At 56.1% G+C, this 15,051-nt stretch carries 12 protein-coding genes; 4 read left to right on the top strand and 8 right to left on the bottom strand.

The window, feature by feature from the left end; all coding sequences use genetic code 11:
- Window positions 1-32: 32 nt before the first annotated feature.
- Window positions 33-2,729 carry a beta-glucosidase gene (locus tag GHN86_RS06400; RefSeq protein WP_153386250.1) on the top strand — a complete coding sequence of 899 codons (2,697 nt, stop codon included), beginning with the start codon at window positions 33-35 and terminating at the stop codon, window positions 2,727-2,729.
- A gap of 16 nt (window positions 2,730-2,745) precedes the next feature.
- Here GHN86_RS06400 and GHN86_RS06395 read toward each other — a convergent pair whose 3' ends face one another.
- Both GHN86_RS06395 and GHN86_RS06390 read right to left on the bottom strand, forming a co-directional pair.
- On the bottom strand, window positions 2,746-3,393 hold the full coding sequence (locus tag GHN86_RS06395; protein WP_153378220.1) for a TetR/AcrR family transcriptional regulator: 648 nt from the start codon (window positions 3,391-3,393) through the stop codon (window positions 2,746-2,748).
- A gap of 22 nt (window positions 3,394-3,415) precedes the next feature.
- A complete protein-coding gene (locus tag GHN86_RS06390) occupies window positions 3,416-4,777 on the bottom strand; it encodes an MATE family efflux transporter (RefSeq protein ID WP_153378219.1) in 1,362 nt (453 codons plus the stop codon).
- A gap of 377 nt (window positions 4,778-5,154) precedes the next feature.
- Between GHN86_RS06390 and GHN86_RS06385 the strand changes: the two genes are divergently transcribed.
- Window positions 5,155-7,575, top strand: a complete 2,421-nt coding sequence (locus GHN86_RS06385; RefSeq protein WP_153378218.1) for a glucose/quinate/shikimate family membrane-bound PQQ-dependent dehydrogenase — start codon at window positions 5,155-5,157, stop codon at window positions 7,573-7,575.
- 54 nt (window positions 7,576-7,629) lie between these two features.
- Here the strand turns inward: GHN86_RS06385 and GHN86_RS06380 are convergent, their stop codons facing one another.
- Window positions 7,630-9,177, bottom strand: a complete 1,548-nt coding sequence (locus GHN86_RS06380; RefSeq protein WP_153378217.1) for a TerC family protein — start codon at window positions 9,175-9,177, stop codon at window positions 7,630-7,632.
- Between the two features lie 332 nt (window positions 9,178-9,509).
- Between GHN86_RS06380 and GHN86_RS06375 the strand changes: the two genes are divergently transcribed.
- Complete coding sequence (locus GHN86_RS06375) at window positions 9,510-9,959, top strand: GNAT family N-acetyltransferase (RefSeq protein ID WP_153378314.1); 450 nt, start codon at window positions 9,510-9,512, stop codon at window positions 9,957-9,959.
- A 9-nt stretch (window positions 9,960-9,968) separates the two neighbouring features.
- On the opposite strand, the gene GHN86_RS23380 is transcribed toward GHN86_RS06375, so the two are convergent.
- The 3 genes from GHN86_RS23380 to GHN86_RS06365 all read right to left on the bottom strand — a co-directional run bounded on the left by GHN86_RS23380 (window position 9,969) and on the right by GHN86_RS06365 (window position 11,281).
- Window positions 9,969-10,139, bottom strand: coding sequence for a hypothetical protein (locus tag GHN86_RS23380; protein WP_194286201.1), 171 nt, complete (start codon window positions 10,137-10,139; stop codon window positions 9,969-9,971).
- Window positions 10,136-10,369: a PLD nuclease N-terminal domain-containing protein gene (locus tag GHN86_RS06370; protein WP_153378216.1), complete on the bottom strand. Its 234-nt coding sequence runs from the start codon at window positions 10,367-10,369 to the stop codon at window positions 10,136-10,138. The genes GHN86_RS23380 and GHN86_RS06370 overlap by 4 nt, the downstream gene beginning before the upstream one ends.
- A 66-nt stretch (window positions 10,370-10,435) precedes the next feature.
- Window positions 10,436-11,281 carry a site-specific integrase gene (locus tag GHN86_RS06365; protein WP_153378313.1) on the bottom strand — a complete coding sequence of 282 codons (846 nt, stop codon included), beginning with the start codon at window positions 11,279-11,281 and terminating at the stop codon, window positions 10,436-10,438.
- 300 nt (window positions 11,282-11,581) lie between these two features.
- On the opposite strand from GHN86_RS06365, the gene GHN86_RS06360 reads away from it, so the two are divergent.
- Entirely contained in the window at window positions 11,582-12,439 is an 858-nt protein-coding gene (locus tag GHN86_RS06360; protein ID WP_153378215.1) for an SDR family oxidoreductase, read from the top strand.
- 84 nt (window positions 12,440-12,523) lie between these two features.
- On the opposite strand, the gene GHN86_RS06355 is transcribed toward GHN86_RS06360, so the two are convergent.
- Both GHN86_RS06355 and GHN86_RS06350 read right to left on the bottom strand, forming a co-directional pair.
- Window positions 12,524-13,159 (bottom strand): response regulator transcription factor, encoded by a 636-nt coding sequence (locus tag GHN86_RS06355; RefSeq protein WP_153378214.1) that lies wholly within the window; start codon window positions 13,157-13,159, stop codon window positions 12,524-12,526.
- A gap of 3 nt (window positions 13,160-13,162) precedes the next feature.
- Window positions 13,163-14,971 carry a PAS domain-containing sensor histidine kinase gene (locus GHN86_RS06350; protein ID WP_153378213.1) on the bottom strand — a complete coding sequence of 603 codons (1,809 nt, stop codon included), beginning with the start codon at window positions 14,969-14,971 and terminating at the stop codon, window positions 13,163-13,165.
- Window positions 14,972-15,051: the final 80 nt, after the last annotated feature.

Raw genomic sequence — 15,051 nt, 5'->3', positions numbered from 1 at the left:
TTCCTCTCGCACTCGTAAAAAGGACACCCGCTTTGTCATCCTTCAAGCACACCCTGGGGCTTAGCCTGCTGGCTTTCGGCATTACCCAGGCCAATCTGGCACTGGCCGCCACCGTGACGCCGGTCACCGGCAATGAAGTCGAGGCACGCGTCAGCTCCATCCTCGACAACATGAATCAGTCGGAAAAGATCAACTTCACCCGGGTTGACGACGGTCATATGATTCCGTCGCTGCTCAAGTGGGGCATCAAGGGCACCGTCGCTTATGACTCCTCGATGGGCGTGCATGTCAACAACGCTACTTTCGGCGCCCAGTACCCTTCGCAGTCAGCGTTGGCCGCAACCTGGAGCATCAACCGCGCCAAAGAGTTCGGATTGGCAGTCGCTTATGAGACGCGTATCTCGGGCGGCCAGCAAATGCTCTCCCCCGGCGCCAACTTGTACCGCACGCCGTACAACGGCCGGTCAGCAGAATATGTGAGTGGCGAAGATCCGTTTCTGGGAGCGGTATTGGCGCCAGCCATCGTCAACGGTATTCAGGCCCAGGGGATTCAGGCCAGCGGCAAGCACTACGTTGCCAACGAACAGGAAGCCAACCGTCAGGCGTTGAACGTCAAGGTCGATGAGCGCACGTTGCGCGAGTTGTATTTGCCGGGCTTCGAGTCGATGGTCAAAAACGCCAATGTTGCGTCAATCATGTGCGGTTTCAACAAGATCAATGGCGACTACGCGTGTGAAAACCATCACCTGATTACGGACATTCTCAAGGGTGAATGGGGCTATCAAGGCACGGTTATCAGCGACTTCAACGCCATCCATGACGCCTTCAAGGGCGCTTGGGCCGGCACTGATATCGACATGCCGTCCGGTCTGCAATTTAACGAGGCCAACCTGCTGCCTTACCTGTGGAGCGGCCAGCTGACTCAAAACGTGATCGACGACAAGGTCAAGCGCAACTTGCGCGCTATCGTCAGCTACGATTTCCAGGAACACCTCAACACCGCCAAGACGCTCGATCACCCTGAATACGGACAGCGCGCATCGCTGAATGCGGCCCGTGAAGGCATCGTGCTGTTGCGCAACGAAAAAATGCACTCAGGTAAACCGCTCTTGCCTCTGGCGCGCACGGCAAAAATTGCTGTCATCGGCAACTGGGCCCATGAGGCACCGGCATCGCCTTTCGGCACTGCCAACTCGCCTCCCAACAGCTACGTGACAGAACTCAGCGGCTTGCAGCAACTGGCCTCGAACAGCACGAACGTCACTTACCTGTCGGACATGAGTCTCAACCCGAAAACTGCGACGTGGTTCCAGCCTGCTACCGGTAAAAACGACGTCAATAATTCCGGCGTGAAAGCCGAATACTTTTCCAATACCAGTTTCTCCGGTGACCCCGTTGTCACACGCGTTGAGCCGGGTGTAAACCTTGACTGGATGACTGGCAGCAATGTCACGCAGGCCGGGACTACAGCCGTTTCAGGTTTCAGCCCTAATGCAGGCGCGTTCTCTGCCCGCTTCACGGCCACCATCAAACCGACCATTTCAGGCCCTCAGGTCTTCAAGGTTCGCGCTGACGGCCCTTACAAAGTTTGGGTCAACGATAAGCTGGTGGTTGAGAGCAACGGCGTGCCGTACTCCAATGACGTGGTCAACGCACTGACCACGTCAGGTACAACCGGCTCGCTGAAAGCTGACAAGTCGTACTCTGTAAAACTTGAATATCAACGTGTACAAGGCAACTTCATCCCTGTACTGGGCAGCGTGACCGGGGTACAGATGAGCTGGGCCGCTTTGCGTCCACCGGCTGACCTGTCGAAATATGATGCAGTGGTAGTGGCTGTCGGCAACAACTATGAAAACGAAGGCGAAGGGTCTGACCACGGCTACGACTTGCCCGATCAACAAGCTGAATTGATCAAGCATGTCGCCAAGGCCAATGCTAAAACCATCGTCGTGATGCACGGCGGCGGTGTCGCTGATATGCACCCTTGGGCGAAAAAAGTGGGCGCAACGCTGCAAGCCTGGTTCCCGGGCCAGCAAGGCGGTCAGGCACTGGCCGAGATTCTGTATGGCAAGGTCAACCCATCAGGCAAGTTGCCAATCACCATCGACAAGCACATCGAAGACAACCCGAGCTACGCATCGTACCCGGACCCGGCTGCCTACCGTGGCGATAACGCGCTAACGGAAATGACCTACAGCGAAGGTTTGTACATGGGGTATCGCGGTTATGACAAAAAACACGCTAAACCGCTGTATCCGTTTGGCTTTGGCCTTTCCTACACCACGTTCGACTACAGCGACTTGAAGCTGTCGAGCAACGTGATGGCACCCGGCGCAACCGTGAATGTACGTTTCACCCTGACCAACACCGGTGACAAAGCAGGCTTTGAAGTTGCACAGTTGTATGTGCAACCCGTGAAACCGGCTGTTGATCGCCCCGAGAAAGAACTGAAGGGCTTTACCAAGGTGTATTTGCAACCGGGTGAGAGCAAAACGGTAAGCATCCCGATTGACTCGCGCTCCCTGGCGTACTACGTGGACAACACCGCGAGCTGGGATGTGGATGCCGGCAAGTTCAAAATTCTCGTCGGTGCAGATTCGGAAAATCTGCAACTCAAGGGCACGCTCAAGACGTTGTTCCCTGAGCATCTGACGACCCGCGACAGTAATCCGCTGCCTGCTCCACTGCGCAAGGCAGTGCAGGTTGACGCGTCACAGACCTACTAAGGTTTAGCCTGCACGCTCAAGGATGAGCCTGCAGGTCCCTTCCCAGTCGCTGCACATAGCCGTCGAACACCGCCATAACGTCAACGTCTTCCGGGCTTCTGAGCCACTGAATCTGCAAGCCGTCCATCATGGCGAAAATTTCCTGAGCGATGCGTTTAACGTCGATGTCCGCACGGATTTCACCGGCCTCTATCAATGCCGTCAAATGGCCCCGGGCATGCTGATGGGTCAGGTGAAAACGCTCTTCGTACCAGCCCCACGCCGGATGTGTGCGGGACAGGCTCTCGACGTTCATCACCATTGAAGCCTGGGATTCGGCAGCATCTTGAATGCTGAAGCTCATGCTTTGACGTAAAAACTTCAGAAAGCCTTCCAGCGTCAATTCAATGGTCAGCTCGTGAAACCGTGAAGTGACCCGTTCATCCCTACGTTCCAGCAAAGCGCTGAGCAGCGCTTCCTTGTTAGCAAAGTGATGCAGCAAGCCTACGGTTGTAATGCCGGCCAGAGCTGCAATGTCTCGCATGGAAGAGGCGCCATAGCCATCTCGCGCAAAAATGACCGTGGCCGCATCCAGTAACGCGGCTCTGCGCAATTCACCCTTGGGCGCACGTCGGCGTTTGGGCTGATGGTTTTCGTCTGATTTCCCTGACTCGTCAACTGACATAACTACCCGATATACGCTGTATTCAACTTACCCCGACACACGTCGGCCGGGCCCGTCTTGTAAAAAAACTGCGCGCTACCCGCGACGCGGTGAAAATCGAAACGATGGCGACCAGTGCGTTGCCTGCGAACATTCCCGACATTGTCCCGCTGCTGCCGAACAGGTGCGTGGCCACATAAATGAACGGTATCGTGCCGAGCGTGGAGCGTAGCCAGGCGAAGACAGCTATCAGCCAAGGGCGGCCCATGGTGATAAACACGGCTATTGCCACAAAATCCAGGCCGATCAACACCCAAAGACCGGCGCCGATTCGGCAGAAGGCAAAAAACAAGTCACGGCCCTCGCCCTGCAGCCCGTAAAAGTCGGCAATGATACCGCATGAAGCGAGCAACAACGCCCATATGGCCACGCCGTAAGCTACGACCACTCGACGGGTGAATACAATTGCAGCGTTTACCCGTTTGTCCAGGTGAGCACCGATATTTTGGCCAAGGACCGGCGCAAGGGCACTTGGCAATGCAAAAAAAGCGCAAAAGCAAAACTGCATCACTCGGTCCAGCACGGCCATAGCGGCCAAGGCCGAAGTGCCATACACCGACACTGTCGACACCAGATACGCCAGCCCGACCGGCGTTGCCAGGTTCGCAACCATCGCCGGGAAGGCCACTCTAAAGATACGCCGAGCGTAAAGCCGCAGCCGTTTTGGACGGACCCACAACGCCAGGCCGATCTGGCGGCGCACCCAATACAAGCCCAGTGCAGTGGATACGACGGCCGAAATACCGTAGGCAATGGCTGCACCTTTAAGCCCCAGGCCCAGTACAAAGATGAGCAGTGGGTCTGCCACCGCCAATGTGCCGGCTGCGCACAACACCACCCACAAGGCACGGCGGCTGTCACCTGCCGTCCTGAGCATTTGCGCGGTCATTTGCATCACCGACTGCAGCACTGCACAGGGCAAAATCAGCCAGATAAAATCACGGGCCGCCTCATACACACCGTCATGAGCACCTAACCAGTGGGTGATCGGCGCCATCAGGGCCAGTTGAATAGCTGCGCATCCGCCCGAGACGGTCACCACCATCAGCAACAGACTGGTCGTCAACTGTTTCAGGGAGTGGGATCGTTTATGCCCAATACGCTCGGACAACACAGAAGCGGCTGCAATAATCAGCCCGTTGGCCAACGCGCTGTTAAGAAAGATCAAGACTTTGGCGATGCCGACTGCGGCCAGCAGCTCAGGTTCATGCAGCAGGGCAACGTAAAAGAGCGTCAGGATGTCGACCAAAAACACCGCGAACAAGCTTAAAGCGCTGGTGCTGGCCATCACCATCACATGACGCGAGACGCTCCCTTGAGTGAATCTTGCGTTCCTGCCAGTCATTGCGATACCTATTGAAATTACTGCCTTATTCCCTCGAATGATTTAAAGCCCCATGGAGCTTTTTCAATATCAAGGCAGTTTTCAGGCACAAAAAAGCCATTCTACAGAGTGGCTCTACGCCCAATATTTGTATTTTTACGTTTTCGACAAGGGTCTTTCACGCTCAGCCGAACACTGACAATTTGTCGCAGGCCCGGGTTTTTGATAAAGTCGCAAAACTAACTGTTTAGTACATAGCTAAATGTGCCTGCCGGTTTCTCGCTTTGAGCCTTGGGCTTAGGGCGTTGTCTATGACCTCCAGATGCTGCAGTTCGCTATAGTCGAAGGGCTATTGCCCTCCTCCCTCCCGTTTTTTTGCATCAGTAGGGTCCCGCAACATGAATAAGTCACAACCTTCGGCCTCTGTAAGTCGCTGGCCCGTTTGGGTCGCCGCCTTCGGTGTGCTGGTCTTCGGATTACTCTTTGTAGCCGGTGGTGGGTATCTCGCCACGCTGGGCGGTAGCCTGTACTTCCTGCTCGCCGGTATCGGGATGATTGTTTCGTCCGTTCTGCTGTTCAAGCAGCGTTTACTGGGCGCATTGCTCTTTGCTGTTGTCATGATCGCCTCCATTGTCTGGGCCGTGCTGGATGCCGGCCTGGTCTTCTGGCCGCTGGTCTCGCGCCTGTTCGCACTGGCGGTGCTGAGCCTTGTCGTCGCACTGGCCTACCCGACATTGCGCAAAGCCAATGGTCTGAACGGTAACGGTGGTTATGCGCTGAGCGTGCTACTGGGCGTGGCCATCGCTGCAGGTTTTTGGGGCATGTTCCAGCCTCATGCTTCCGTATCGCCGACCGGTGACGGCCCGGGTCTGACCAAGGTTGACCCGGCTAAAGCCCAGAAGAACTGGGAACATTACGGTAACGATGAAGGCGGCAGCCGCTTCGCTGCGCTGGATCAGATCAACCGTGACAACGTTTCCAAACTGGTTCCAGCCTGGACGTACCACACCGGCGACGTCGCAATCAGCGATGGCAATGGGGCTGAAGATCAGATGACGCCACTGCAGGTGGGCGACAAGGTGTTTATCTGCACCCCGCACAACAACCTGATCGCGCTGGATGCCGACTCCGGTAAAGAACTGTGGAAGAACAACATTAATGCCAAGTCAGCGGTATGGCAGCGTTGCCGTGGTCTGGCTTACTTCGATGCAACTGCCCCGATTGCCCAGCCCACCGATGGCAGCATCCCGGCAGCAGCAGTTTCGGTTGAGCCGGGTGCAGCGTGTCAGCGTCGTCTCTTGACCAACACCATCGATGCACGCCTGATCGCGGTCGATGCGGATACCGGCAAGTTCTGTGAAGATTTCGGCAACCATGGCCAGGTAGACCTCAAGGCTGGCTTGGGCAATGTGCCGGACTCCTTCTACCAGCTGTCGTCTGCACCGCTGATGGCGGGTACTACGGTAGTGGTTGGCGGCCGTGTGGCCGATAACGTTCAAACCGATATGCCGGGTGGCGTTATTCGCGGGTTTGATGTAATCACGGGCGCCATGCGCTGGGCATTTGACCCGGGCAATCCGCAAGACAAACAAGCGCCGGCTGAAGGTCAGACCTACGTTCGCAGCACGCCCAACAGCTGGGCGCCAATGTCTTACGACCCTTTGATGAATACGGTTTTCCTGCCGATGGGCAGCTCGTCTACCGATATTTACGGGGTTGAACGTACTGAAATGGATCACAAGTACGGCGCTTCAGTGTTGGCACTCAACGCCACCACGGGTGATGAAAAGTGGGTCTATCAGACGGTCCACAATGACTTGTGGGACTTTGACCTGCCTATGCAGCCGAGCCTGATCGACTTTGCCAAGCCTGACGGCAGCAAGGTTCCGGCGCTCGTTATCGGCACCAAGGCCGGTCAGATTTATGTACTGGATCGCCACACTGGCCAGCCGCTGACTCAAGTTGAAGAAGTGCCTGTCAAAGCTTCCAACATCCCTAACGAACCTTACTCCCCGACACAGCCAAAATCGGTGGGCATGCCGCAGATTGGCGCTCAAACGCTGACTGAATCGGATATGTGGGGCGCTACACCGTTCGATCAAATGTTGTGCCGTATTTCGTTCAAAAAAATGCGCTATGACGGTTTGTATACCGCTCCGGGTACTGATGTGTCCTTGAGCTTCCCAGGTTCGCTGGGCGGGATGAACTGGGGCAGTCTATCGACCGATCCAGTACACGGGTTTATCTTCGTCAACGACATGCGTCTGGGCCTGTGGGTGCAGATGGTTCCCCAACAAAAGACTGCCATTGCCAACTCTGGTGGTGAGGCCTTGAACACGGGCATGGGTGCCGTACCGCTTAAAGGCACACCGTATGCAGTGAACAAGAACCGCTTTCTGTCGATTGCCGGTATTCCTTGCCAGGCACCGCCATTTGGCACGCTGACGGCTATCGACATGAAGACCCAGAAAGTCGCGTGGCAAGTACCGGTTGGCACCGTACAGGACACCGGTCCACTGGGGATCAAAATGGGCCTGCAACTGCCCATCGGTATGCCAACCCTCGGCGGTACCCTGTCGACTCAAGGCGGTTTGATCTTTATCGCTGGCACGCAAGATTACTACCTGCGTGCGTTTAACTCGGCGAATGGTCAAGAAGCATGGAAAGCACGTCTGCCTGTTGGCAGCCAGGGCGGCCCCATGACGTTTGTGTCGCCTAAAACCGGCAAGCAATACATTGTCATCACCGCAGGTGGTGCACGCCAGTCGGCTGATCGTGGTGATTACGTGATCGCTTACGCATTGCCTGATAAAGAGTAAATTCAAGCCAAAAAAAGACCCGCTGATCAAGCGGGTCTTTTTTTGGGTGGCTGATCAGGCTGGAGTCAACAACACTCGTGTCACCCGGCGTTCTTCCACTTCGACGACCTTCAATGTCCAGCCTTCCCACGTCAGCGTATCGCCAATCATGGGCAGACGGTCCAGTAGGCTCATGACCATTCCTGCCAGCGTCTGGTAGTCATCCGTTGCCTTTGCCGGGAAACCGGTGTGCAGGCTGATCTGGCTCAGGTTCAAGGCACCACTGACCATAAATCCATCTTCCTGCGACACGATATTCGGGCCTTCGATTTCGCTGGCATCTGGCAATTCGCCTGCAATCGACTCAAGAATGTCGGTCATGCTGACCAGTCCGGTGAAATCGCCGAATTCGTTGACCACAAACGCAATGTGGGTCGACTCTTTGCGCATTTGCTCCAAGGCATTGAGGATCGAGAAGCTGTCGAGCAAGTTGATCGCCGTGCGTGCCATCGCTTCCAGGTCGGGTTCGTGACCGGCCAGCAGCTCTTTCAGCAGCTCCTTTTTGTGAACAAAGCCCAAGGGCTCATCGATCCGCCCTGCCCTGATCAACGGCAATCGTGAGTACGACGAATGCATTAATGTTGTGCGAATCGTGTCGGGCGAGTCAGACAAATCAATGTGATCAATGTCGGAGCGTGGCGTCATGATCGAACGTATAGGGCGCTCCGCCAGTTGCAGAACACCACTGATCATCACGCGCTCGCGACGATGGAAGACTTCTTCGCTCTTGCCGCCTTCGAGCATGTCGGCGATTTCCTCTCCCACCTCGTCCACATCCAGTGTGCGACCGCCCATCATGCGCAGTACGGCATGAGCGGTACGTTCACGCATGGGGCGCAGCCCCTGCAGGCTTTTTTTGCGGCGTGAACGGGCAATCTGATTGAACAACTCGATCAGAATTGAGAAACCAATCGCAGCGTACAAATAGCCTTTCGGGATATGGAAGCCCAAACCTTCTGCCGTCAGGCTGAAGCCGATCATCATCAGGAAGCCCAGACAGAGCATGATCACTGTGGGATGACGGTTGACGAATTTGGTCAGCGGCTTGCTGGCAATGATCATCAGGCCAATGGAAATCACCACTGCGATCATCATGACCGCCAGGTGATCGACCATGCCCACGGCCGTGATCACCGCATCCAGCGAGAACACAGCATCGAGCACCACGATCTGCGCCACAATTGGCCAGAACATCGCATACACGGGGTTCGAGACCTTTTCGGCGACATGGCCTTCGAGCCGTTCATGCAACTCCATCGTGGCTTTGAACAACAGGAACAGGCCACCAAACAGCATGATCAGGTCGCGGCCCGAGAATGACTTCTCAAACACTTCAAACAGAGGCTCAGTGAGTGTCACCATCCACGAGATGCTGGCCAACAGGCCCAGTCGCATCAGCAGTGCCAGCGTCAACCCGATGACACGAGCGCGGTCGCGCTGCTCAGGTGGCAGTTTGTCCGCCAGAATGGCAATAAACACCAGGTTGTCGATACCGAGTACCAGTTCCAGCACAATCAACGTCAACAGGCCTAGCCAGGCCGTGGGATCTGCAATCCATTCCATGATTTATTCACACACTCGCAAAGTCAGGGCGTGCGCATAACGCGCACGGACGCACAAAGCTGCAGACACATGGTCGAGCTTCAGAAAAAGTGGGGTGGGTGATGCGGATTGAAAAACAGTGGCTGCGCGCAGGCGGGAAGCGGGCAAGGAAGAGCGACTGGGAGGCTCCAGGAGCGTGTTCATATAAACCTTTCGGAAATTTGGGGAGGCAATCCTACAGCGCTTTGGGTTTCGAGCGCGTGGCAGACTTATTACAAAATTTAACCAGCTGCGGCATCATCCGCTTCAATGTCTGCCGAGCGGTTAACGCTACTCACAAGGTTTTAGACCCTATGGACGTCCAGTCAAGAGTTGCCCACGCTGAAGATGCTGAACCAATCAGTGCGCTCATTTTGGCAGCGCTACAGGTATCCAACGCGCAAGATTACCCGCCGGAGGTTATCGCGAAGGTTCGGCAGAACTTCACTGCGGCACATATCCTTGCGTTATTAAGCCAACGGCAAGTCTATGTCGCCACGTTGAAGGGCCGCGTAGTGGGCACTGCCAGTCTGGATGGGCAAGTGGTTCGCAGCGTATTTGTCGAGCCGGGTCTGCAAGGTTCCGGCATCGGTAGAAAATTGATGTCGATACTCGAGGCCGTGGCCGCGCATGAGGGTGTGAAGACATTGAAAGTGCCCTCATCGATCACCGCTGAGGGCTTTTACCGTGCATTGGGCTATTCAGTAGAACGCGATGAATACTGTGGCGATGAGCGCACCATCATCATGGTCAAACAGCTTTAACCTCAGCCACTATTTATCGGGCTTGGCCTTTTGTTTGCGGGCGGTCGACTGAGCGGTCGTCTCGCCCACGCCGGTTTTATGCTTGTCAGCCACTTCAGGTGAGCGAAGAGCGTCATTGTCACGCTCAACCTCACCCGGTGGCCTGTCCTGCGTGTCAACGCTTTTTGTTGGCTTACTCATTGATGAGTTCTTGAGCGATGCGCTCTGTGATGCAACGCTCTACTGTTATGAACTCGAGGCCCGGCGATTAACCAAGCCAGCATCCCGAACAGTGGAACGAAGATAATTATTGCGAGCCACATTAGACGGCTAGTGGCGTGGCCTCCGCTTCGGAGTACACAGCTAATTGCCCAAAACTCCACCAGCAACAAAATGATGGCCGACGCGACCCAGATATATTCGGTTTGCATACATCACCTCCCGTGTTGTTTGTCTTTAGGCTAGGCGATATCGCAAGGGTTCAATATTTTATTTGGTTATAACTGGAACCGATCCGTTACATTTCGACGCTCATTGTCATCGCGCATGTCATAGGCGACGGTTGTCGCGATGTTGGCATGGTGAGCCAGTTTTTGTGCAATCGAAACGTCGTACTCCTCGATGACGCGGGTAATAAACGAGCGCCGAAAGTCATGGGGCATGATCTCTACCCCGATTTGCCTGCCTCGCTGCTTGGCAATGTAGTAAATCGCGTGCTTGGTCAGGCGCTCACGGGTGATGTGATTGCCTCGCCGAATTCGGTTAAACAGAAACACATCATCCTCGACGCCTTGTGGCAATTGTTCGCGGCGAAACGCCAGCCACGCCTCAAGCTTTTCGAAGGCCCAGGCGGGGGCGAACTTGATCAGCTGCTTATTGCCTTTGCCCAGCACTTGCAGGCTGCGTTCGACGACATTGACTTGCCACAGGTCCATGTTCACCGACTCGGACTTGCGCATCCCTGACCCATACAATATCGCCATGATCGCCGCATCTCTGAGCCCTTGTGGACGCGGGTCAGCCGCGCACACGTCCATCAGCTCGCGTATCAGGGTGCGCCGAAGATTGCGGCCCTTGACCAGCCGCGATCCCCCGCCCGCCTTTACGGCACGAATCTTGAGCAGGTGATCCTGTGTAATCAGGCTTTGTTGCCATGCCTGATTCATCACCCCACGAATGGCATTCACATACAGGGACGACGTGTTGGGCGCATAACCGTCTTCACGCAGTGCCGCTACCAATGCAGTGATATGCCCCGGTTGCAGCTCCTGCCAAGGGAACTCATCAATTGAGAGGTCTTCCACGCCCAAGCGATCAGCCGCGTCTTGCAGAATGTAGCGCATTGTCTGGCGGCTAGACGGCGCGAGCCGCTCAAGATAGAGCGTTACCGGGGGCTGGACCCGATTGAGCTGGATGCCGGGAGCCGGTGGGGTATCGAGGTCAATAGTTGACAAAAGCAATCTCGGTGCGTGCTGAAACAGTTCGTAATATACCCCATATGCATCGCTGCATAATTTGATTTGTTGCTTCAAAAGGCTTGATCCAGAGCGCCGCCCATCGATCCCTCTTCAATTTATTTAAACTTTTGCGCGTGTGTGCATTCACAACTCAGGCAACCTCTGAAATCAATCAGGAGCCACGCCATGAAGCACTACCCTACGCCCCCGTTCGCACCGCAAGCGCAACCTGTCCCCGGTTCACAGCGCAAAATGGAGCCGTACCCGGACTGTGGTGAGCAGAGCTACAAGGGATCGGGCCGACTGAATAACAAAATCGCATTGATTACGGGCGGCGACAGCGGGATCGGCCGCGCCGTGGCCATTGCTTATGCCCGCGAAGGTGCCGACGTCGCCATCGCCTACCTGGATGAGCATGAAGACGCTCAAGAGACAGCTCGCTGGGTCAAGGACGCTGGTCGTCAGTGCCTGTTACTGCCCGGTGATCTCGCTCAAAAGGAGCAATGTGAATCCATTGTCGCCAAAACCGTGGCGCAGTTCGGACGCATTGATGTGCTGGTCAACAACGCCGCCTTCCAAATGACTCACTTCTCACTAGAGGAGATCACGGATGAGGAATGGGTCAGAACGTTTGATATCAACATCACTGCCATCTTCAGGATCTGCAAAGCGGCATTGCCGCATTTGCGCCCCGGCAGTTCGATCATTAACACCAGCTCGATTAATTCAGATATGCCCAAACCGACTCTGTTGCCCTATGCCACTACCAAAGGCGCCATCGCCAATTTCACCGGCGGGCTGGCGCAATTGCTCGGTGACAAAGGGATTCGGGTCAACAGCGTGGCGCCTGGTCCCATCTGGACGCCCTTGATCGTGGCCACCATGCCGGATGATGAAGTCAAAGACTTCGGCGGCCAAACCCCGATGGGGCGTCCGGGGCAGCCGGTTGAAGTGGCGCCGGTCTATGTGATGCTGGCCAGCGATGAATCAAGCTATATCTCCGGTTCCAGAATTGGCGTGACGGGTGGCAAGCCTATTCTGTAGGCCGTTGAGCTTGCTTGAGCCCCGCCCAAAGTCCTTGGCGGGGCCTATTGCCAACGCGATGGCCGCCCATGACACCCTGCTCGATTAGCCCAACGCGAGTGGATCAACCAGCCCGGCAGCGATGGCCATGCCCACCAGATCCGGTAAATGCCGGGCTTGCATGCGCTGCATGACCCGAGAGCGATACAGGTCAATGGTTTTGATACTCAGGGCCAGCAGCTCGGCCATTTCCCGTGAGGTGTAGCCCTTGACCAAAGGCAGCAATACATCCCGTTCGCGGGGCGTCAGGCTTTGCAGGCGCAGTTGCAGTCCGGTCTGCGCCTGACTGGAGGTGTGTTGGGTGGAGGCGCCATTCAACGCCTGCTGGACGCTGTCGAGCAGTAACTGCTGGTTATAGGGTTTTTCGATGAAATCATGGGCACCGGCCTTGAAGGCGCGTACGACGATGGGAACATCCGCGTGACCGCTGACAAAAATAACCGGCAGCGTGATCCCCCGTTCCTGCATGGCGTGCTGCACATTCAGACCGCCCATGGCAGGCATGCGGACATCCAGTATCACGCAGGCATTGTGCCGGGAGTGACAGGCTTGCAAGAACGCATGCCCGCTGGTGAAGGGAATGGCGTTCAAACCCACTGACTCCAGCAACCACACCGTTGAGTCGAGCATGCCCTGATCGTCATCCACCACGTACACCACAGGCCCGGTTGGGGTTGTCATTGGTTAAACACCTTCGTCTTTTTTAAGTGGCGCCATCAAGGGCAAACGGCAGCACAGTAACAGCCCTTGCGGTTGTACTTGGGCATCGAGTTCACCTCCAAAGCCTTCGACAATACTGCGGCTCATGGATAAACCCAGCCCCAGCCCATCTGCCTTGCTGGTATAAAACGGGGTAAACAACTGCTCGAACTGTTCGGCATTCACCCCCGGCCCCTGGTCTTGCACCGTTATCTGCAAGCCGTCACTGCCCAGGGTGCAGGCCCGCAAGAAAACGCTCGATGGCTGCGCGGGATGATGCTCGCGGTTGGCATCAATCGCATTGCGCAGCAGGTTAAGAAGGACTTGTTCGAGCAGCACCCGGTCGGCATACACCTGCGGCAAGTTCTGCGGCAGTTGCACGTCAAGGGTCACTTCCTTTTCGCGCGCTTCCCACGCACACAGGCTAACAGCTTGAAGCGCCACCTCACGCACCTCAAGCAGTTGCAGGGTGCGCCGGCCTTTGCGCAAGAAACCGCGCAACCGTTTGATCACCTCGGCGGCGTGGTTGGCATGCTGGTTGATACGCTCAAGCCCTTGTGCCACCCGCTCTGCGGCCAACGGATTAGACCCCAGGCTTTGCAAATAGCGCTGACTGGCACTGGCGTAATTGACCACCGCCGCCAGCGGTTGATTGATTTCATGGGCAATCCCGGAAGCCAGTTCACCCAAGCTCACCAGCCGTGCGGTATGCGCCATTTCATCTTGATGATGGCGTTGCTGGGCTTCACGCAGCGCTCGCTCGCGCCGATCGCGAAGTACCAATGAGAAATAACGCTCACCGCCCGCCGAGCGATGCGCCAGTAACAGCAACGACACAGGCACCGAAGGTGCGCCATTTAACGGTTCAACGCAGGTTTCAATCCGCCACAAACCCTCTTGCTCTGCGTGACACCAGCCCATCGAGTCAAACTGGGCAAGGTCTTGGTCACTCAGGAAGTCAGACAGCGAATGCCTGCCCTGCTCACCCGTGAGCGCCAATAAACGGAGCGCTGCCACATTGAAATACGACACGCGGCCTGCCTGATCGATAAACAGAACCGGGTCGGGATTGGCTTCGACCACTTCGGCCAGTCGTTGCTTGTTTTCCTGTGCGTGGATACGCGCAGTAATATCGCGCGACACACTGACCACCTCTACCACTGTGCCCGTGTAGGTATCGCGGATGGCCCGGCTGGCGGTTTCGAACCACAGGTAATGGCCCGCCTGATGGCGAATGCGATACGTCATCGTGTGATAGCCATCCAGCTCCAGGGCTTCGCTGGCCTGACGCAACATCGGAGCCATCGCGTGGGGGTGAAAGAAGCGCTGGGCCAACTTGCCGCGAAGGCGCTCGGGCCAGTAACCCAGCAACGTCCACGAGGCGGGTGAGGCATCCAGAAAACGCCCGTCGGGGGTATGTCGGGAGATCAGGTCTGTGGTGTTTTCGGTAATAAGTCGATACAGGCGCCGCGATTTGACCGCTTCACGCGCGGCCATTAGCTCAGCACTGGCTTCGCGCCCGCGTGCCACAACCCATTGGCCGTCCGGCTCTGGGATTAACGTCCAGAGCCACACCTGCTCATTGCACTGCGCCTCGACCTGCTCGATTGCCCTGCGCTGTTGCAGGCAGGCCCGCACCAGCTCTGGCAAATTGTGCGGCAATATCGTGTGCACTTCAGCCAGCGGCTTTCCCGCCAACATTTGCGACATCGCCATATTGGCTATCCTCGGCGAGCCTTCTGCATCAAGCACCACAGAAGGTTGAGGGTCATACGTCAGCAGGGCAAGTGGCATGGGGCATCCTGGCCGGGAGAAAGGATTGTCATATAGAACAACTACTATAGTGCTTAGGTATTACTTCCATATCAAACACT

Origin of the sequence: Pseudomonas helleri (genome assembly GCF_009600315.1) — a bacterium.
Lineage (GTDB): Bacteria > Pseudomonadota > Gammaproteobacteria > Pseudomonadales > Pseudomonadaceae > Aquipseudomonas > Aquipseudomonas helleri_A.
This window is presented reverse-complemented; position numbering and strand designations above follow the sequence as displayed.